General features: G+C 62.4%; 18 protein-coding genes. 13 read left to right on the top strand and 5 right to left on the bottom strand.

From position 1 onward, the window contains the following. Nucleotides 1-636 (bottom strand): CatB-related O-acetyltransferase, encoded by a 636-nt coding sequence (locus tag ACQKP1_RS16350; protein ID WP_427276065.1) that lies wholly within the window; start codon nt 634-636, stop codon nt 1-3. Between the two features lie 185 nt (nt 637-821). Here ACQKP1_RS16350 and ACQKP1_RS16345 point away from each other — a divergent pair, with 185 nt between their 5' ends. Both ACQKP1_RS16345 and ACQKP1_RS16340 read left to right on the top strand, forming a co-directional pair. Next, nucleotides 822-1,994, top strand: a complete 1,173-nt coding sequence (locus tag ACQKP1_RS16345) for a Gfo/Idh/MocA family protein (RefSeq protein WP_427276064.1) — start codon at nt 822-824, stop codon at nt 1,992-1,994. A gap of 457 nt (nt 1,995-2,451) precedes the next feature. Next, nucleotides 2,452-3,825 (top strand): GH1 family beta-glucosidase, encoded by a 1,374-nt coding sequence (locus tag ACQKP1_RS16340; RefSeq protein WP_427276063.1) that lies wholly within the window; start codon nt 2,452-2,454, stop codon nt 3,823-3,825. Nucleotides 3,826-3,862: 37 nt separating this feature from the next. Here the strand turns inward: ACQKP1_RS16340 and ACQKP1_RS16335 are convergent, their stop codons facing one another. Then, the gene (locus tag ACQKP1_RS16335) at nt 3,863-4,258 is read right to left on the bottom strand and encodes a winged helix-turn-helix transcriptional regulator (protein ID WP_427276062.1); all 396 of its coding nucleotides are present in this window, start codon (nt 4,256-4,258) and stop codon (nt 3,863-3,865) included. 161 nt (nt 4,259-4,419) lie between these two features. Between ACQKP1_RS16335 and ACQKP1_RS16330 the strand changes: the two genes are divergently transcribed. From ACQKP1_RS16330 to ACQKP1_RS16320, 3 genes are all read left to right on the top strand, one after another. Next, a complete protein-coding gene (locus ACQKP1_RS16330) occupies nt 4,420-5,058 on the top strand; it encodes an NAD(P)H-dependent oxidoreductase (protein ID WP_427276061.1) in 639 nt (212 codons plus the stop codon). A 181-nt stretch (nt 5,059-5,239) separates the two neighbouring features. Continuing rightward, nucleotides 5,240-7,474 carry a putative bifunctional diguanylate cyclase/phosphodiesterase gene (locus tag ACQKP1_RS16325; RefSeq protein ID WP_427276060.1) on the top strand — a complete coding sequence of 745 codons (2,235 nt, stop codon included), beginning with the start codon at nt 5,240-5,242 and terminating at the stop codon, nt 7,472-7,474. A gap of 68 nt (nt 7,475-7,542) precedes the next feature. Then, complete coding sequence (locus tag ACQKP1_RS16320; RefSeq protein ID WP_427276059.1) at nt 7,543-7,791, top strand: hypothetical protein; 249 nt, start codon at nt 7,543-7,545, stop codon at nt 7,789-7,791. Between the two features lie 27 nt (nt 7,792-7,818). On the opposite strand, the gene ACQKP1_RS16315 is transcribed toward ACQKP1_RS16320, so the two are convergent. Next, complete coding sequence (locus tag ACQKP1_RS16315; RefSeq protein WP_427276058.1) at nt 7,819-8,763, bottom strand: rhodanese-related sulfurtransferase; 945 nt, start codon at nt 8,761-8,763, stop codon at nt 7,819-7,821. Nucleotides 8,764-8,935: 172 nt separating this feature from the next. Between ACQKP1_RS16315 and ACQKP1_RS16310 the strand changes: the two genes are divergently transcribed. The 4 genes from ACQKP1_RS16310 to ACQKP1_RS16295 are packed head-to-tail and all read left to right on the top strand — an operon-like array spanning nt 8,936 to nt 13,600. Beyond that, entirely contained in the window at nt 8,936-10,453 is a 1,518-nt protein-coding gene (locus tag ACQKP1_RS16310) for an ABC transporter substrate-binding protein (RefSeq protein ID WP_427276057.1), read from the top strand. Continuing rightward, on the top strand, nt 10,450-11,385 hold the full coding sequence (locus ACQKP1_RS16305; protein ID WP_427276056.1) for an ABC transporter permease: 936 nt from the start codon (nt 10,450-10,452) through the stop codon (nt 11,383-11,385). The genes ACQKP1_RS16310 and ACQKP1_RS16305 overlap by 4 nt, the downstream gene beginning before the upstream one ends. Further along, nucleotides 11,382-12,200, top strand: a complete 819-nt coding sequence (locus ACQKP1_RS16300) for an ABC transporter permease (RefSeq protein ID WP_427276055.1) — start codon at nt 11,382-11,384, stop codon at nt 12,198-12,200. Before ACQKP1_RS16305 ends, ACQKP1_RS16300 begins: the two co-directional genes overlap by 4 nt. Then, complete coding sequence (locus tag ACQKP1_RS16295) at nt 12,197-13,600, top strand: ABC transporter ATP-binding protein (RefSeq protein WP_427276054.1); 1,404 nt, start codon at nt 12,197-12,199, stop codon at nt 13,598-13,600. The genes ACQKP1_RS16300 and ACQKP1_RS16295 overlap by 4 nt, the downstream gene beginning before the upstream one ends. A gap of 16 nt (nt 13,601-13,616) precedes the next feature. On the opposite strand, the gene ACQKP1_RS16290 is transcribed toward ACQKP1_RS16295, so the two are convergent. Both ACQKP1_RS16290 and ACQKP1_RS16285 read right to left on the bottom strand, forming a co-directional pair. Continuing rightward, nucleotides 13,617-14,525 (bottom strand): CHAD domain-containing protein, encoded by a 909-nt coding sequence (locus ACQKP1_RS16290; protein WP_427276053.1) that lies wholly within the window; start codon nt 14,523-14,525, stop codon nt 13,617-13,619. Then, entirely contained in the window at nt 14,515-14,997 is a 483-nt protein-coding gene (locus ACQKP1_RS16285; protein ID WP_427276052.1) for a CYTH domain-containing protein, read from the bottom strand. Before ACQKP1_RS16285 ends, ACQKP1_RS16290 begins: the two co-directional genes overlap by 11 nt. 158 nt (nt 14,998-15,155) lie before the next feature. Between ACQKP1_RS16285 and ACQKP1_RS16280 the strand changes: the two genes are divergently transcribed. The 4 genes from ACQKP1_RS16280 to ACQKP1_RS16265 all read left to right on the top strand — a co-directional run bounded on the left by ACQKP1_RS16280 (nt 15,156) and on the right by ACQKP1_RS16265 (nt 17,789). Next, nucleotides 15,156-15,794, top strand: coding sequence for a 2-dehydro-3-deoxy-phosphogluconate aldolase (locus ACQKP1_RS16280; protein WP_203017623.1), 639 nt, complete (start codon nt 15,156-15,158; stop codon nt 15,792-15,794). Nucleotides 15,795-15,881: 87 nt separating this feature from the next. Beyond that, a complete protein-coding gene (locus ACQKP1_RS16275) occupies nt 15,882-16,580 on the top strand; it encodes a tellurite resistance TerB family protein (protein WP_427276051.1) in 699 nt (232 codons plus the stop codon). Between the two features lie 103 nt (nt 16,581-16,683). Beyond that, nucleotides 16,684-17,364 (top strand): GNAT family N-acetyltransferase, encoded by a 681-nt coding sequence (locus ACQKP1_RS16270; RefSeq protein WP_427276050.1) that lies wholly within the window; start codon nt 16,684-16,686, stop codon nt 17,362-17,364. 23 nt (nt 17,365-17,387) lie between these two features. Then, the gene (locus tag ACQKP1_RS16265) at nt 17,388-17,789 is read left to right on the top strand and encodes a hypothetical protein (protein WP_427276049.1); all 402 of its coding nucleotides are present in this window, start codon (nt 17,388-17,390) and stop codon (nt 17,787-17,789) included. Nucleotides 17,790-17,791: the final 2 nt, after the last annotated feature.

Raw genomic sequence — 17,791 nt, 5'->3', positions numbered from 1 at the left:
TTAGACCTTCTTGAGGGCGGCGATGTCGCCGCTCTCGAGGTGGGGCAGGGCGCGTTCGATCCTGTCGAGCGGCCAATCCCACCAGGCGAGCGTCAGGAGGTCAGTTATGGCTTCGTCGGAGAATCGCTGGCGGATCACGGTTGCCGGATTGCCGCCGACGATGGCGTAGGGCGGCACATCGCGGGTGACGACGGCGCGGGCGGCAATGATCGAGCCGGACCCGATCGTGACCCCCGGCATGATCGTGGCGCCATGGCCGATCCAGACGTCATGGCCAATCACGGTGTCCCGGTAGGGCAGATCCTGGTAGCCGTCGATGGTTTGAGGGCTGAAGACGCGGAAGGGATAGGTCGTAACGCCCGTCATGGCGTGGTTGGCCGAGCTGGTTATGATGATCGCTTCGCGTGCGATCTGCACGAAGCGGCCGATGATCAGTCTTTCCTGGCTGAATGGATAGAGATAGGGCGCAAGAATTTGCACCGTTTCTTCCGCTCTGCCGGAATGAGTGAAGTAACTGAAGTCGCCGACCGCCATGCGCGGATGATCGATGACGGCGGCAAGCTGGACGGTCTCGCGATAGGGCGTGCCATCGGCGAGCGTGATGGGATGGGGTTGTCTCGGGTCGAGAAAAGGCATGGTTGAGATCCTTGCAAAAGCTGGGCTTGGGCGTCGCGTCAATCGCTGACACCGGCATTCAAATGCTTTGCCTCAGAAGAGGCGGATCTCAGTTGTTCACTGTCAGGGCATCCTTCTTTACGGATGTCAGTCTAACGGATCTGGAGCGTGAACTCCAGACGCAGCTTAAAGAAGGAGGACGCATCATGGCGATCGAAGCGAGCAAGGCGGGCGAGCGGACACCGAAGATCCGGCTGGGCATGGTCGGCGGCGGGCAGGGGGCGTTTATCGGTGCGGTGCATCGCATGGCGGCCCGGTTGGACGACCACTATGATCTGGTTGCCGGCGCGCTTTCGTCGACGCCTGAGAAGTCGCTCGCGTCCGGACGTGACCTCGGCCTTGACCCGAAGCGTTGTTACGGTTCCTTCCAGGAGATGGCGGAGAAGGAAGCGGCGCGGGAAGACGGCATTCAGGCGGTGTCGATCGTGACGCCGAACCATGTGCATTTTGCTGCCGCCAAGGCCTTCCTCGAAAAGGGCATCCATGTCATCTGCGACAAGCCGCTGACCTCGAACCTCGAGGATGCCAAGGCGCTGAAAGAGGTCGCGGATAAGGCGAACGCTCTCTTCATTCTGACGCATAATTATACCGGCTATCCGATGGTCCGCCACGCCCGCGAACTCGTCGCGTCCGGCGAACTCGGTGACATTAGGCTTGTGCAGATGGAATATCCGCAGGATTGGCTGACCGAACCCGTCGAGCAGACGGGCGCGAAACAGGCTGTCTGGCGCACCGATCCGGCACAGTCCGGTGCTGGCGGTTCGACCGGGGACATCGGCACGCATGCCTACAATCTCGGCTCCTTCATCTCGGGCCTCGAACTCGACGAGCTGGCCGCCGACGTGCACACTTTCGTCGAGGGCCGACGTCTCGATGACAACGCCCATGTGATGCTGCGCTTCAAGGGTGGCGCCAAGGGCATGCTGTGGTGCAGCCAGGTCGCGACCGGCAATGAAAACGGGCTGAAGGTGCGTATCTATGGCACCAAGGCCGGCATCGAATGGACGCAGGCCGATCCGAACTATCTGTGGTTCACGCGTCTCGGCGAAGCGAAGCAGCTGATCACGCGCGGCGGGGCAGGGGCGAATGCGGCGGCGGCTCGCGTCACCCGCATCCCCTCGGGGCATCCGGAAGGCTATCTCGAAGCCTTCGCGACGATCTACACGGAAGCGGCGCACGCCATCAATGCGGCAAAGGCCGGGACTGCGGTCGATGCGGCGGTGGTCTATCCGACAGTGGATGACGGCGTGAAGGGCGTGGCGTTTGTCGAGGCCTGCATCGCGTCTTCGAAACAGAATGGCGGATGGGTGAAGGTGTAACTCCACACCTCCCTCTGGAGCGGGATGTCACACGGAACGCGCGGGTGGGGGTGAACCTGTTCAGTTGTCCCTCACCCTACCCTCTCCCCCGCAAGCGGGGAGAGGGGGCAATGTTTGGTCAGCGGCAAGGCCTTCTCCCCGCTTGCGGGGAGAAGGTGCCCGAAGGGCGGATGAGGGGCATGGTTTTCACGAGCCATGCAGAGGCTTTGCATATCCGCCCCTCACCCTGCCTCCGCTGCGCTCGGCTTCTCTCTCCCCGGGGGAGAGGAGGTCACGCGGGCTGTCACCCCACCCCGGAGCTTCGCTCCGACGCTCCCCATCAAGGGGAGGTGGATTTCCTGCAACGTTGCAGTTTTTTGTCTTCCATGTCTTCACCACGTCGTTCGATTGCTCTAAACCGCTCATCGACCGACCGCGGGCGAGTTCAAGCGCCCTGATCTGACGAAGGATGTGTGTGATGATCGATCCCAAGGCTCTCGCCTCGCGTTTTCCCGGTGATTTCCTCTTCGGTGTGGCCACCGCCTCCTTCCAGATCGAAGGGGCGTCGAAGGCGGATGGGCGCAAGCCCTCGATCTGGGATGCGTTTTCCAACATGCCGGGCCGGGTGTTCGGACGGCACAATGGCGATATGGCCTGCGATCACTACAACAGGTGGGAAAGCGATCTTGATCTGATCAAGGACATGGGCGTCACCGGCTATCGCTTCTCGATTGCCTGGCCGCGTGTCATTCCGGAGGGAACCGGTCCGATCAACGAGAAGGGACTTGATTTCTACGACAAGCTCGTCGACGGGCTGAAGGCGCGCGGCATCAAGGCCTATGCGACCCTCTACCACTGGGACCTGCCGCTCGCGCTGATGGGGGAGGGCGGCTGGACGGCGCGGTCCACGGCGCATGCTTTCCAACGCTACACCAAAGTCGTGATGGAGCGGCTTGGCGATCGGCTGGATGCGGTTGCGACCTTCAACGAACCCTGGTGCTCGGTTTGGCTCAGCCATCTCTACGGCATTCACGCCCCCGGCGAGCGCAGCATGGATGCAGCGCTGCATGCGCTGCATTACACCAATCTCGCCCATGGTCTTTCGGTGCAGGCAATCCGCGACGTCAGCCCGAAGGTGCCCGTTGGACTTGTGCTCAATGCGCATGAGACGCTGCCGGGCTCTGACCGTGCCGCCGACAAGGCCGCTGCCGAGCGGGCGCATCAGTTTCACAATGGCGTCTTCTTCGATCCGGTTTTCAAGGGTGAATATCCGGCCGACTTTCTCTCCGCACTCGGCCACCGCATGCCCAAGATCGAAGAGGGCGATCTCGCGACCATCAACCAAAAGCTCGACTGGTGGGGCCTCAACTACTACACGCCGATGCGCGTTGCCGATGATCCGACGCCGGGTGCGCAATTCCCGGCGACCGTCAATGCGGCACCCGTGTCCGATGTAAAAACGGATATCGGCTGGGAAGTCTATGCGCCGGCTCTGAAGTCGCTCGTCGAGCGGCTCTATGCCCGTTACGACCTACCGGTCTGCTACATCACCGAGAACGGCGCCTGCTACAATATGGAGGTCGAGGGTGGTGAGGTCGAAGACCAGCCGCGGCTCGATTACTACGCCGAGCATCTCGACAAGGTCGCCGATCTGATTGCCGGCGGCTATCCGATGCAAGGCTATTTCGCCTGGTCGCTGATGGACAATTTCGAATGGGCGGAGGGCTACAAGATGCGCTTCGGCCTTGTGCATGTCGACTATGACACCCAGGTCCGCACGATCAAGAAGAGCGGCAAGTGGTATCGGGATCTAGCGCTCGAGTTTCCGAAGGGAAACTTTAAGGCGGATTGACCGGGCAGGGGAATCTCTCCCCCTGCCCTTCATGTGATCAGCCCAACTTGATCAGCTTGTTGCCGAGGTCGGCTTCGTTACGACGGTCGAATTCGGCGCGGGCCGTCTGGATGCGCTCGTGATGGGTGAAAACCCAGCCGCCCAGCGCCCGGATCGGCTCGCCGAAAGAGCGGCCGAGATCGGTCAGCGCATATTCCACCTTCGGCGGCACGGTCGGGTGCACCGTGCGCTCGACGATGCCGTCCCGCTCCAAAGCGCGGAGCGTCAAGGTCAACATGCGCTGGGATATGCCGACGACGGAGCGCTTGAGATCTGAAAAGCGTTGCGGCCCGTCGCCGAGCATCATGATGACGAGAACCGTCCATTTGTCGCCCAGCCTCGCCAGCATCTCGCTGACAGTCTGGCACTTGTTCGGATCATAATTGTCGCACATGGCGGTTCCAATCGTTCCATCGGTGTAACCTGGTATCAAAAATGTGCCTTCTTGCACAAATTTTCCGGTTCCATATCTAGGCCTGGTTACGAATTTATACCGGACCCGATCGGCCGTGCCAACTCCCGTGGCGCCTTGAGGGTTAAAACAGGAGCGACACCATGTCCGAATTGATTGAAAAGCTGAACTGGCGTTACGCCACCAAGAAGATGGACCCGTCCAAGACTGTTGCCGAAGATAAGGTCGAGCGCATTCTCGAAGCGGCGCGCCTCGCTCCGACCTCTAGCGGCCTGCAGCCCTTCGAAGTCATCGTAGTGACGAACAAGGAGGTGCGCGCCAAGATCCAGGAAATCGCCTGGAACCAGGCGCAGGTGACGGAAGGTTCGCATCTGCTCGTCTTCGCCGCCTGGGACAACTACACGGTCGAGCGCATCAACCACATGTTCGACCTCACGAACGATGAGCGCGGCTTCAAGAATGAAGGTTTTGAAAACTATCGCCAGATGCTGCTCGGCATGTATCCGGGACGCGACGCGGAAGTGAATTTCGAGCATGCCGCCCGCCAGGCCTATATCGGCTTTGGCATGGCGGTTGCTGCCGCCGCCTTCGAAGGTGTCGATGCGACCCCGATGGAGGGCTTCGACGCGGCCAAGCTCGACGAAATCCTCCGCTTGCGTGAAAAGGGCCTGCGCTCGGTCACGATCCTGCCGCTCGGCTATCGTGCCGCAGAAGGCGACTGGCTTGCCGGCCTGAAGAAGGTACGCCGTCCGAAGGAAGAGTTCGTCTCCGTCGTCGCCTGACGATTTATCGATCCATGTCGGCACCTCCAGGTCGACCTCGAGGGCTCCGGGAAACCGGGGCCCTTTCTCGTCTGAATATCAAGATATTCAGGTGGTTGGTTGTTCTGCATGCCGTGCCGTGTGTTAAGTCAAATTGAACACATTTCGACGCAAGGTGTGGCTTCAGCCTTGGGTAAATCGTATGCGGCTTCACCATTTGGACAGACGGCTACGGCCACTCGCCACCCGACGGGTGGCAGTCGCAGCCTTGCTCGTCGTTTTCGCGGTCATGGCGATGATGGTGGCCTCGATCGTGATGACCGCGCTCGATCGCGTCGCAAGCTATGCCAATCATCTGGACGAGGAACGCTCGCGCGAAACGCTGGTTGGTGCCATTCAGACCTTCGAACATCAGCTAGGCGCGACACTGCTGGACTACACTGCCTGGGATGATGCCGCGACCAACGCCTATGTCACCAAGGACATGGCCTGGATGATCAGCAATTTCGGCGACATGACCTTCGACAGCGACCTGTTCGACGTCGCGATCGTGCTTGATGCCGAGGGGCGTCCGATGATGGCCTATTCCGATGGGCACCCCGTCGACGGAGATGCCAGCGGCTATCTGACGCCGGCGCTGATGGGGCTCTTCGAAAAGGTTCACTACGGTCTGAGTGGACGTGTGCCGCAGGCGCTTGGGTTCATCCGTACGCAGAAGGGCATCGGTTCGGCGGGTGTGGCGCTGATCCGGCCGAAATCCGGCGAGATCGATAGGCCTCGTGCGGACTATGTCTATCTTGCCTTCATTCGGCATTTGACACCCGCGACCGTAGAACGCCTCTCGGAGGCGTATGTGCTGCCCGGTCTTGTGCTGACGCCGCCATCCTCCGCGACCACTGCAGTCACCATCGCTGCTCCGTCCGGCGAGAACATCGCTGCGCTGGCCTGGAAGCCGCGTGCGCCGGGTGACCAGAGCCGCGAGCAGGTCGCGCCCCTGATCAAGGCGGCGCTGGTCATCGTCACCATCTATGCCGTCCTGCTCGTGATCATAGGCAATGCCGAGTTGCGCCGGGTGCGGGCCGATGAGGCGAATGCCGTCCAGCTCGCCCAGACCGACCGTCTCAGCGGACTTCTCAATCGAGCCGGCCTAACCCAATTGCTCGAGGATCAGGTGCGACGCGGGCGCGACGCCAACGAAGACGTCGTCCTGCTCTATCTCGATCTGGATGGCTTCAAGGAAGTGAACGACGCCTATGGTCATGCGACGGGCGATCGGCTTATCCGCGCGGTCGCTGCCGGCCTCTCGGTTCTCGTCGGGGATGCTTCTGCACTAGCCCGGATCGGCGGCGACGAATTCGGCATCGTTTTAACTGGAAAGGATGCGCAGGAGCGGGCCCTTGATCTTGCAAGCTCGATCATTGCCTTCTTCGACGAGCCGGTGCTTCTCGGGGAACGAACCGTGGTGGTCGGCTGCAGCATCGGCATCTGCGTATCCGAGGGCGGTCTTGTCGACGGCGGCGAGCTGACCCGGCGTGCCGACATGGCCATGTATTCGTCTAAGGATGGTGGTCGTGGCCGCTGGACGGTTTACGACCCGCGCATGGACGAGGAACGGCAGAGCCGCAATCAGATGGAAATCGATCTGCGCGAGGCGATTGCTCGCGGCGAGATCGAGGTCGTCTACCAACCGGTCGTCGATGCCAAGACCTTTGCCCTTGTCAGTGTCGAGGCGCTGGCGCGCTGGACGCGCAGGGGACATGGGCCGGTGTCGCCGGATGTTTTCATTCCGATCGCCGAGACCAGCGGCCTGATCGACCAGCTCGGCCTCTGCGTTCTCAGCCAGGCGCTGCGCCAGCTCGGCCACTGGCCGGAGCTGAAGCTCTCGGTCAACGTTTCTCCCGGCCAGTTCCGCGATCCGGCCTTTGTCGATCATGTCGCCGCGACCTTCGAGGAGGCGCGCATCGAGCCTGGTCGTGTCGTCCTGGAAATGACCGAGACCTATTTCATCCAGAGCCCCGAGCGGGCACGGCTCGCCATGGACCGGCTGCGGTCGCTCGGCCTCAGGATCGCCCTCGATGATTTCGGCGCGGGCTTCTCCAGCGTTGGCTATCTCAGGCAGTTCGGCTTCGACCGGATGAAGATCGACCGGTCGCTTGTGCAATCGCTCGATCGCGGCCATCGGGCGGTCGAAATGCTGCAGGCAACTGTGGCTCTCGCCCGCTCGCTCGGCATCCCCGTCACCGCCGAGGGGGTCGAGACCGAGCAGCAGGCCGTCATCCTTCGGATTGCTGGCTGCGACCAGTTGCAGGGTTATCTCTTCGGCCGCCCGCAGTCCCCAGAACAGATTGCTGCGCTGATGCTGAGACCGATGGAACTGCGGGCCAAGGCTGCCGAACTTGCCTTCGCCGCCGGCCGCGATGGTGGTCTGCCGGCCTGAGCATAGGAACGGGTGATCGGGAACGATTGCCGGTCTTGCGCCTTCTCCTTTCAGAAAGGAGACATTCCATGTTCACTACAGATACCTGGCTTAGAATCGTCTGCAGCATGATGATCAATGCCGTGATCTTCGGAGTAGGCGCCATCCTCGTGCTGTCGATCCCGGCTTTGGCTGCTCACGCCAAGGTCCTGCTGCCGCTGGTCGTGATCGCAGCCTTTGCCGCTGCCCCCTTCTTCGCGCTGGTGGTCGCACCGCGCATGCGGCTCCGAAACTGGGGCCGCAAAGACTGGAAGCGCGGAGATACGATCTCCGGCTGATCAGGCCAAACATTCCATCGGCGGCTTTCAGCCGCCGATGTGCTTTTCGCCACGCTTCCTGGCGAGCGCGATCTGCAATTGACGCTGACGATAGCGGTCCCGGTCGGCTTCGGTGCGCTCGGGATAGCAATGGCTGCAGGAGACGCCTTCCTCGTAATGCTGATGGGTCAGTTCCTCTGCCGTGATCGGGTTGCGGCAGGCGTGGCAGAGCCTGTGATTGCCTTCCTTCAGGCCGTGGGTCACGGAGACGCGCTCGTCGAAGACGAAGCAGGCGCCATCCCAGAGGCTCTGCTCTTCCGGCACCTCCTCCAGATATTTCAGGATCCCGCCCTTGAGGTGGTAGACCTCGTCAAAACCCTGCTGCTTCATGAAGGCCGTCGCCTTTTCGCAGCGGATGCCGCCGGTGCAATACATGGCGATCTTCGGCTTGTTGTGCAGGCCGGGATTGTTCTTCACCCAATCCGGAAACTCACGAAACGTCTTGGTATTCGGGTCGACGGCGCCGCGGAAAATGCCGATAGCGGTTTCGTAGTCGTTGCGGGTGTCGATGACGATGGTCTCCGGATCGGAGATCAGATCGTTCCAGTCTTTCGGGTCGACATAGGTGCCGACGATCTCGTTGGGGTCGATGTCCTCGACGCCCATGGTGACGATTTCCTTCTTCAGCCGAACCTTCATGCGCAGGAAGGGCATCTTGGAGGCCCGGCTTTCCTTGTGCTCCAGGTTCGAGAATTCCGGCTGGCTACGAATGTAGGCCAGCACCTTGGCGATCGCGGCATCTGTGCCGGCGATGGTGCCGTTGATGCCTTCATGGGCAATTAGCAGCGTGCCCTTGACGCCTTCTGTTTTGCAAAGGGTCTCGAGTGGCTCCTGGAAGCTTTCGAAGCGCGGGAACTTGGCAAAGTGATAGAGGGCGGCGACGCAGAAGGCACCGGTTGTCTCAGGGCGGGGGGCTGAAGTGTGTTCGGTCATGGTCTGCGAAATACCCCCTCGGCCCCTGCTGTGCAACGGATTTCCGTGCGCGCAGGCAAGTTTGAAAATCGTCAAGTCGATGCGCGATTGTGAGTTGGTGCGTTGCAGCACTGGACAGCGCGAAAAGCTTTAAGTAGAGGAGTGTAACTTTATAACATTATAGGTGATCCTAATGTTCAGGAATATCTTCGCAGCCTCACTCGCGCTTCTGCTTGCCGGTGCCGCACCCACCATGGCGGACGATGGTGTCGTCGACATCGTCGCTCCCTTCGAGATCGGGGGTCTCGATCCGTCCAAGTCAGGCGACATATTTCTGCGCATGGGGATCGTCGAAACCCTGGTCGAGGCGGACAAGGATGGCAATCCGGTTCCCGCACTCGCCAAGAGCTGGACGGTCAGCGAGGACGGCCTGACCTGGCGCTTCGAGCTGCAGTCCGGTGTCACATTTCAGGATGGCACGGCGCTGACGGCCGAAGCGGTTGTCGCAGCACTGAAGATTGCCAAGGACAAGGCCGGACTTCTGAGCAAGGCGCCGATTACCGACATCAAGGCTGAGGGGGAGGGCACGGTCGTCGTCTCGCTCTCGAAGCCTTTCGTGCCGCTGCTCGCCTTCCTCGCCGAGAACCGCGCGCAGATCCTGGCACCGGCCTCCTATGAAGGCGCTGACGTCAAGGCGATCATCGGAACGGGACCGTTCAAGCTAACGAAGATCGAGCCGCCGCAGAGCCTCGCCGTCGAGCGCTTTGCCGACTACTGGGGCAACAAGCCCGAAATCGAAAAGGCGACCTATCTTTCGGTGAGCCGCGCCGAGACCCGTGCCCTGATGGCCGAGAGCGGTGACGCCGACTATGTCTTTAACCTCGATCCCGCCAGCCGCACGCGTCTTTCCAAGAGCGACAAGGTCGTGCTGCAGTCGGTGTCGATCCCGCGCAGCGTGCTGCTCAAGGTCAATGCCGGTCATCCTTTCCTCGCGGATGTCAAGGCGCGCGAGGCGCTGAGCCTCGCCATCGACCGGGAAGGCCTTGCTGTTGCCATCCTCCGTTACCCTGCTGCAGCGACCCAGCTTTTCCCCCCGAGCCTGAAGATCTGGCACAATGCCGATTTGGCCCCGCTCGGCTATGATGTCGACAAGGCCAAGGCGCTTCTCGCCGAGCTTGGCTGGACGGCGGGTGCGGATGGGATCCTTCAAAAGGATGGCAAGCCTTTCGCATTGACGCTGACCACCTATCCCGATCGCCCCGAACTGCCGCTGATTGCCGCCGTCCTGCAGGATCAGTTGAAGGAGATCGGCGTTGCGCTCACCATCAACTCGACCAATTCCTCCGAGATCCCGGCCAAGCATCAGGATGGTTCGCTGGAACTGGCGCTGATGGCGCGCAACTTTGCCCTGGTGCCGGACCCGATCGGCACCATGCTTTCCGACTACGGTCCTAGTGGTGGTGACTGGGGTGCCATGAACTGGACGAATGCCGGCTTCGAACAGGCGCTTGATGATCTGACCCGCGTTGCGGACCCCGCTGAAGGCGAGGCGCTGCGCCATCAGGCCGTCGCTGCCATTCAGGCCGAACTGCCGGTCATTCCGCTGGCCTGGTATCAGCAGACGGTCGCCTTTTCGCCGAATCTCGAGGGGGCGGCGATCGATCCGTTCGAGCGTAGCTTCGGTCTCGAAACCATGCGGTGGGCGAAATGACGAAGGCCATTGTGAACCGCCTGATCCAGGCGGCTCTGGTGGCGTTCATGGTGGGGCTCATCTCCTTCGTGATGACACGGTCGCTTCCGGGCGACCTTGCCTACCGGATCGCCGCCGGCCGCTATGGCTATGACGTTGTCGACAGTGCGGCGGCGGCGAAAGTCGCGGCCGAACTCGACCTCGGCAAGCCGGCGATCATTGCCCTCTTCGACTGGATGGCCGACCTCTTGCGCTTCGATCTCGGGACCTCCCTGGTGACGGGTAAACCCGTCATCGAAGAGATCGGCATGCAGCTCGGTCACACGGTCCAGCTGGCCTTCGCCGCCACCGTGCTGTCGCTGTTCATCGGACCGCCACTCGGCATTCTCGCGGGTCTCAGGCTCGGCGGGGTGCTCGACCGCACACTGATGCTGGTCTCGACGGGGCTGCGTGCCCTGCCGCAGTTCGTTGTCGGCCTGGTCCTGATCATCATCTTCGGGATCACCTTCAATCTCCTGCCCGTGGCAGGCCACACCCATGGTGCGCATCTCGTGCTTCCGACGCTGACGCTGGCGCTCGGTCTTGCTGCCGTCTCCAACCGGGTGGCGCGGGATGCCATGGTCGCCGTTTCGCGCTCGCCCTACTACGCCTTCGGCCGCACGAAGGGGCTCACCGAGTGGCAGGTGTTCTCGCGGCATGGCTTGCGCAATGTCGCCGTCCCGATCGTCACCTATCTCGGTGTGCAGTTCGTCTACCTCGTCGAGGGGGTCGTCGTTGTCGAGACGCTGTTTGCCTGGCCGGGCATCGGCCATGCGCTGGTGCATGCGATCTTCGGCCGTGATGTTCCGATGATCCAGGGCGCCGCACTCGTCATGGGGCTGATGTTCGTCGCGCTCAACGCGTTGGTCGATCTCTTCTGCCATGGCATCGATCCGAGGAGGCGCAGCACATGACGACACTCGATTACGTGGCGCCGCGCCCGATGCGCTGGCCGCTGCGTCGGCTGGCTGGCGTGGCCGTTCTAGGCGGGCTCCTGGCTTTTGCCTTCCTCCCGCTTGTGATCGGCGGAGCCGATCCGCTCAAGCAGACCCTACGCTATAGCCTGCAGGGGCCAAGTGCTGCCGACTGGTTCGGCTTTGACCATCTCGGCCGCTCGATGCAGGCGCGGCTTGCGGCAGCTCTTCGCCTGTCGCTCGGGCTCGCGCTGATCTCGGTCTTCACGGCGATGATACCCGGCGTGCTGCTCGGGGTGCTGGCGGCCTGGCGCGGCGGTTTTGCCGATCGCGCCGTGGGTGCGGTGTCGGAGGCCTTCCTGGCGCTGCCCGGCCTGTTGCTGGTGCTGATGTTGACGGCGATTGTGCCTGACAATCCGGCCATGCTCTATATCGGCATTTCGCTGGTGCTCTGGGTCGAATACTTCCGTCTGACCCGCGCCTTGGCACGACCACTACTGATGTCGCCAGCGGTCGAGGCGTCACGTCTGCTCGGCTTCGGTCCCGCCTATATCCTGCGCCGGCATCTCTGGCCGGAGCTTGCGCCGATGATTTTGACGGTGGCCGCCTATGGTGCTGCGTCGGCAATCATGGCGATTGCGGCACTCGGCTTCGTCAGCGTCGGCGTCCGCCCGCCGACCCCGGAACTCGGATCGATGATGATCGAGCTTCTGCCTTATTACCAGGAGGCGCCGCATGCGCTTCTGCAGCCGATCGCCGTCATCTTCCTGATGGTGCTCGCCCTGCAATTGATTGCCGGAAAGGACAAGCCATGACCATTCTGCTTTCCGTCGATGGGGCTTCGGTCTCCGCCGCCAGCGGCGAAATCGTGGCCCCGGTTTCGTTTTCTCTCAAGGCCGGACGGCCCTTCACCATTCTCGGCGAAACCGGCTCGGGCAAGAGCCTGCTTGCCCAGGCGATCATCGGCCTCCTCCCGTCCGGACTGACCGCCACCGGCTCGCTGACCATTGATGGCGAGACGCTGCCGCTGGCCGAGCCGAAGCTCTTTCGCAAACTCTGGGGCCGGACGGTCGGCGTCCTGCCGCAGGAGCCATGGCTGGCGCTTGACCCGACCATGGTCGCGCTCGACCAGGTGGCCGAGGGGCATCGTTATCTGGGCCGTCTCGACGAAGACGAGGCCGTCTCGGCTGCTCGGACCGACCTCGAAGCGCTCGGCGTGCTCGATGCCGAGGCAAAGCTCCCGGGTCAGCTTTCCGGCGGTATGGCGCAACGTGTCGCCTTTGCAGCCGCGCGTGCCGGTGGGGCGCGCATCATCATCGCCGACGAGCCGACCAAGGGGCTCGATGTCAGCAGGCGGGACGAGGTGATCGCGCTTCTGATGCGGGAAGTGCAGGCGGGTGGCACCGTGCTCACCATCACGCATGATCTGGCGCTTGCCCGGCAAATGGGCGGTGATCTCGCCGTCATGCTGGAGGGCAGGATCGTCGAAGCGGGCGAGGCGGCGGACGTGCTGGCATCGCCCTCGCACGACTACACGCGGCGGCTGATCGCCGCCGAACCGGACAACTGGGCGCAACGGGCGTCGGCAGTTCCTGGCGATACCGACCCGATCCTGATCGCTTCCGGCCTGAAGAAGGCGCGGGGTGGCAAGCTGTTGTTTGCCGGGCAAGATCTCTCGCTTCGTCCCGGCGAGATCGTTGGGATCACCGGACCGAGCGGATCGGGCAAGAGCTCGCTCGGGGACGTGCTGCTCGGGCTGCTGACACCCGATGCGGGCGAGGTCATCCGCCTGCCGCAGGCGTCCGCCATCCGCTACCAGAAGCTCTATCAGGATCCGCCCTCGGCCTTTCCGCAGAAGATCACGCTCGGGGAGGCGATTGCCGATCTCATCCGCCTGCACAGGCTGGACGGGGGGCGTGTCGGGCCACTGATGGAGCGGTTGCGGCTATCACCCGTATTGTTGACGAGGCTGCCGACGGAGGTGTCTGGCGGAGAATTGCAGCGCTTCGCTCTTTTGCGCGTGCTGCTGCTCGATCCGGTCTTCCTGTTTGCCGACGAGCCGACCTCGCGTCTCGATCTGATCACCCAGCAGGAGACCATCGGTCTCCTGACGGAACTGGCGCGGGAGCGGAACTGCGCGGTTTTGCTTGTCAGCCACGACGCGGCCCTGATCGAGAAGACCTGCGATCGCCAGGTGCGGATCGGCAGCGCCTAGGCTGAGATGCGAATCCTCAAGCCGTTGCCCGGAGCCAGAGGGTCTCGATGACGTCGGCCTCGTCTTTGGCGGGGTCGGCGAAGACCTGACCGGCTAGCGCCACAGCTTCGCGGCGCAGGTCCTGCTGGCGGCGGATTATGATCGCCAGCAGGAAGGACTGTCCCTCGCCGTTTCCGAAGAGCTCGGGCTCATGGTCGAGCAGGGCGGTCAATACCGTGAGATCATGCTCATGGCCAAGCAGGTCGACCAGCCTCTTGGCGTCCCGGCGTTTGGCGGCAAAGGCACTCGGCCAGAGCTCGCGCAGCAGCGAGAGGTTCATCCAGTAGGCCTGGGCCGCCTTGCGCAGGTCATGATAGGCCTCGCCATGGCCTTGTCCCTCGCAGAACTCCAGTGCCTCTGCCGCACGCTGCAGCCCCTTGCGCCAGCCTTTGGCCAGAAGGCGGGCCGCATGTCCGGGTTTCGAGGGAAGTTGGAGTGAGTCAAGCGCTGCATGGGCAGCATGGCACTGGTCGATCGCGTGCCGAACCTTGTCCTCGAGATCCATTTCGGAGGAGGCGATGTCGTCGCGCCTGAGGACGAGGACGGTGCGGGCCGCATCCAGCGTCTCCGCTTCATCATCAGTCAGCGTGTGCTCTGAGAGATGGTCGACGGTTTCGATCAAGGCTGTTGCGTCGCGCACAAGGGAGAGGCCGCGGGCGGTGTCGCGAATGCGGGCATTCTCCTGGCGCCGGAACGTTTTGTCGGCGGAGGCGACGAGACGGTAAAGGTTACGAACCCGCTTGAACTTCTTGCGGGCCTCATGGATCGCTTCGTGCAAACCGTCGGGTCTGGTCTCCAGCGCCGCGATGGCGCGCTCCAGCTGTTCGCGGGCGATCCGTCTGACTTCTGTTTCCAGTCCCGCGTCCGGGCTGATCCTATAGGGCATGCACCAGCCCCGGGCGGCTCCGCTGGGTCGCAAGGGCCTGATTAGAATAGCGCTTGTCTCCTGTCACCTCACGGCCAAGCCATGCGGGCAGCTTGGGATCATCGGTTTCCGACTGCATCTCGACTTCGGCAATGACGAGGCCGCGGTGATGGCCGGCGAAGACGTCGATCTCCCAGGTGAAGCCGGCAAAATCGACCGTGTAGCGGGTCTTGTCGATCACATGGCCGTCGGCGATGCCGATCATTTCGCGGGCGTCGTCAATCGGGATGGGATATTCGAATTCGTCGCGAACCAGGAGGTTGCTGCCGAACTTCAGCGTGACCTGAGCGGTCTCGTCGTTTTTCGTCCGGATGCGCACCGAGCGGTCGCTTTCAGCGCAGATATAGGCCTGCCTGATCCGGGTCTCGGAGGTAACATTGCTCTTCCAGGCATCGTCCCGCACAAGAAACTTGCGTTCGATTTCCTTCGCCATACGCTCACGCTCCGAAAATAATTACGCCGCTGAATCATAGCGGAGGCGGCCGTGTTAGGAAACTGGAAAGATTCCCTCATTGTTCCCGGTCTCGACATTCGGGCCGGCGCGGGTTAGGGAAAGGCCGATCTAATCGTTTTAAAAAAGAGGGTTCTGCCATGGGCGATAAAACCGAAAAGCTCCTCTCCACCCTGAAACTTCAGCCGGTCGTGCCGGTTCTGATCGTCGAGGATGCCAAGACGGCGGTGCCTTTGGCGCGCGCTCTTGTCGCAGGCGGGCTGAAGGCGATCGAGATCACGCTCAGGACCGATGCAGCACTTGAAGCCGTTCGGCTCGTGGCGCAGGAAGTCGAAGGTGCAGTCGTCGGTGCCGGCACCATCCTCAACGCCGCCCATTATGCCGCAGCCGTCGATGCGGGTTCGCAGTTCATCGTCAGCCCCGGCACGACGCAGGAACTGCTGGACGTGGCGCGGAAATCCGACATTCCGCTTCTGCCCGGAGCGGCCACCGCGTCGGAAGTCATGGCGCTCCGCGAAGAGGGCTACAAGGTCCTGAAGTTCTTCCCCGCCGAGCAGGCCGGCGGTGCGGCCTATCTCAAGGCCCTGTCCTCGCCGCTCGCCGGAACGCTGTTCTGCCCGACCGGCGGCATCTCGCTGAAGAACGCCATGGACTATCTCTCGCTGCCGAACGTCGTCTGCGTTGGTGGCTCGTGGGTTGCGCCGAAGGAACTGGTTTCAGCCGGTGACTGGGCTGGCATCACCAAGCTTGCCAGCGAGGCTGCGGCGCTCAAGGGCTGACACCTGCGTCAGTAGTTTCGCACATCTCTTTGTAAAATCGCGGTCGCTTCCTATCTAGGGAGCGACCGTTTCAACAAGGAGACCGCAATGTTCGACGCCAAGAAGCTGCTGGATCAATTCCTCGGATCACAGATGCCGGGCGCATCCGGCTCGATCGGCCAGAAGGGGAACGATATCCTCGGTATGGCGAAGGCCAACCCGTGGAAGAGCGGCGCGCTTGCTGCCGTGCTGCTCGGCACGAAGACCGGTCGTTCGCTCGGTGGCAACGCCCTCAAGCTCGGCGGGCTCGCCGTGATTGCCGGTCTCGGCTATCAGGCCTACAAGAATTATCAGGCTGGCCAGAAGCCCGAGCCGACACAGGCCTTGCCAGAACTTCTGCCGCCGCCGCAGGATTCGCCCTTCAGCACCGAGCCCCAGGCCGTCTCGAATGATTTTGCGCTGTCGCTGGTGCGCGCCATGATCGCTGCCGCCAAGGCCGATGGGCACATCGATGCTGCCGAGCGGGCGCGGATCATGGACAAGGTTCACCTCTCTGGTCTCGGTACGGAAGCCGAAGCCTTCATCGAGGCCGAGCTTGCCAAGCCGATCGATCTCGATGCGCTCGTCGCCTCGGCCAAGACCGAGGAGCAGAAGGTGGAGATCTACACCGCCTCGCGTCTTACCATCGAGCCCGACACCCGCACCGAGCGGGGCTACCTCGACATGCTGGCCGGTCGTCTCGGCCTGCCGGATGCGCTGGTCGATCATATCGAGGCAACGGTCGCCTCCGCCAAGATCAGCCTCTGACCTTTGCTGCGGTATCCAGTCCGGGCTCGCGACTGCTCGGACGGTTGCCTTTGCCAGCTCTGTGCCCTAAGCCTCGGGCGATCACTTGGCCCGAGGCGTTTTCATGCGTGACCTGTCCAGTTTCAAAGGATGTCCGGCGCCCCAGCCAGTGAGGCTGGAGGGGCGCTTCGTCGTCGTCGAACCCTTCGACCGTGCCGCGCATCTCGAAGCGCTGTGGATCGGCCTTGGCGGCATGGCGATCAATTCGCTTCTCACCTATTTCACCCAGCCCGATTTCAACGGTATCGAGGATTTCGAGGCCTGGCTGGCAGTTGTCCAAAAGGGTGGCTGGGTCACCGAGGTCTTCAGGGACAAGGCGAGGGGCAAGATCGTCGGCATGGCGAATTACATGCGGCCCGATCCGGCCAATGGCGTCGTGGAAATCGGCGGTGTGGCGCATGGTCCTGCCATGAGCCGTTCGCCGCTTTCGACCGAGGCGCATTACCTGCTCGCCCGGCATGTCTTCGACGATCTCGGCTATCGCCGCTATGAATGGAAGTGCCACAACGAGAACGAACCGAGCAAGGTGACGGCGAAGCGCTACGGCTTCAGCTTCGAAGGCGTGTTCCGCCAGCACATGCTGTCGAAGGGAAAGAACCGCGACACCGCCTGGTTCTCGATGATCGACAGTGAGTGGCCATTGATCCGCGCTGCCTTCGAGGCCTGGCTTTCGCCGGAGAATTTCGACGAGGCCGGCCGCCAACGGCGGCGGCTGGAGGATCTGCGGGCCGAGCTCGCGTCCTGATACCCCTGATAGGAAAGCAAATCGTGAAGCCGAACATCTTCAGCATCATCCTTTATGTCGGCACGGCAATAACCGTTGTCGCACTTGCCTATGCGAGCTTCCAGAGCGCGACGGTCGCTTGGTCTGTCGGTATCTGCGTGGCGATCGGGGTCGTGGTCTACGCCTTCAGCAAATTGCCGGAACCGAAGAAGGTCGCGCGGTCCGAGGAAACGTCGAGCACGGCGCGCTCGCCGGCAGCGCAGGCTGCTGTCGTTGTTGCCGTGATCTTCGGCCTGATGCTGATCGTTCCGACCGTCGTGCTCTGGCTGGGTCGCTACTCGCCCGAACTCGGTGCCTTCGTGGGTGGGGTCGCCCTGATGGCGATGTTTCTGATCCTGTGGCTCCGCTCACGCTATCAGCGCAGCCGGAACGGGGACCAGGGCTGATT

It is taken from the genome of Allorhizobium sp. NPDC080224, assembly GCF_050281005.1.
Taxonomy (GTDB): Bacteria; Pseudomonadota; Alphaproteobacteria; order Rhizobiales; family Rhizobiaceae; genus Allorhizobium.
The sequence above is the reverse complement of the archived record's forward strand: the minus strand, read 5'-3'. Positions and strand labels throughout refer to the sequence as shown.

Bases quoted from the DNA above. Each gene is read 5' to 3' on its own strand.
- ACQKP1_RS16305 (WP_427276056.1), top strand. From the start codon at position 10,450: ATGACGAAGGCCATTGTGAACCGCCTGATCCAGGCGGCTCTGGTGGCG.
- ACQKP1_RS16315 (WP_427276058.1), bottom strand. From the start codon at position 8,763: ATGACCGAACACACTTCAGCCCCCCGCCCTGAGACAACCGGTGCCTTC.
- ACQKP1_RS16340 (WP_427276063.1), top strand. From the start codon at position 2,452: ATGATCGATCCCAAGGCTCTCGCCTCGCGTTTTCCCGGTGATTTCCTC.
- ACQKP1_RS16290 (WP_427276053.1), bottom strand. From the start codon at position 14,525: ATGCCCTATAGGATCAGCCCGGACGCGGGACTGGAAACAGAAGTCAGA.
- ACQKP1_RS16325 (WP_427276060.1), top strand. From the start codon at position 5,240: ATGCGGCTTCACCATTTGGACAGACGGCTACGGCCACTCGCCACCCGA.
- ACQKP1_RS16270 (WP_427276050.1), top strand. From the start codon at position 16,684: ATGCGTGACCTGTCCAGTTTCAAAGGATGTCCGGCGCCCCAGCCAGTG.
- ACQKP1_RS16320 (WP_427276059.1), top strand. From the start codon at position 7,543: ATGTTCACTACAGATACCTGGCTTAGAATCGTCTGCAGCATGATGATC.
- ACQKP1_RS16280 (WP_203017623.1), top strand. From the start codon at position 15,156: ATGGGCGATAAAACCGAAAAGCTCCTCTCCACCCTGAAACTTCAGCCG.
- ACQKP1_RS16345 (WP_427276064.1), top strand. From the start codon at position 822: ATGGCGATCGAAGCGAGCAAGGCGGGCGAGCGGACACCGAAGATCCGG.
- ACQKP1_RS16295 (WP_427276054.1), top strand. From the start codon at position 12,197: ATGACCATTCTGCTTTCCGTCGATGGGGCTTCGGTCTCCGCCGCCAGC.
- ACQKP1_RS16300 (WP_427276055.1), top strand. From the start codon at position 11,382: ATGACGACACTCGATTACGTGGCGCCGCGCCCGATGCGCTGGCCGCTG.
- ACQKP1_RS16275 (WP_427276051.1), top strand. From the start codon at position 15,882: ATGTTCGACGCCAAGAAGCTGCTGGATCAATTCCTCGGATCACAGATG.
- ACQKP1_RS16350 (WP_427276065.1), bottom strand. From the start codon at position 636: ATGCCTTTTCTCGACCCGAGACAACCCCATCCCATCACGCTCGCCGAT.
- ACQKP1_RS16335 (WP_427276062.1), bottom strand. From the start codon at position 4,258: ATGTGCGACAATTATGATCCGAACAAGTGCCAGACTGTCAGCGAGATG.
- ACQKP1_RS16330 (WP_427276061.1), top strand. From the start codon at position 4,420: ATGTCCGAATTGATTGAAAAGCTGAACTGGCGTTACGCCACCAAGAAG.
- ACQKP1_RS16285 (WP_427276052.1), bottom strand. From the start codon at position 14,997: ATGGCGAAGGAAATCGAACGCAAGTTTCTTGTGCGGGACGATGCCTGG.
- ACQKP1_RS16310 (WP_427276057.1), top strand. From the start codon at position 8,936: ATGTTCAGGAATATCTTCGCAGCCTCACTCGCGCTTCTGCTTGCCGGT.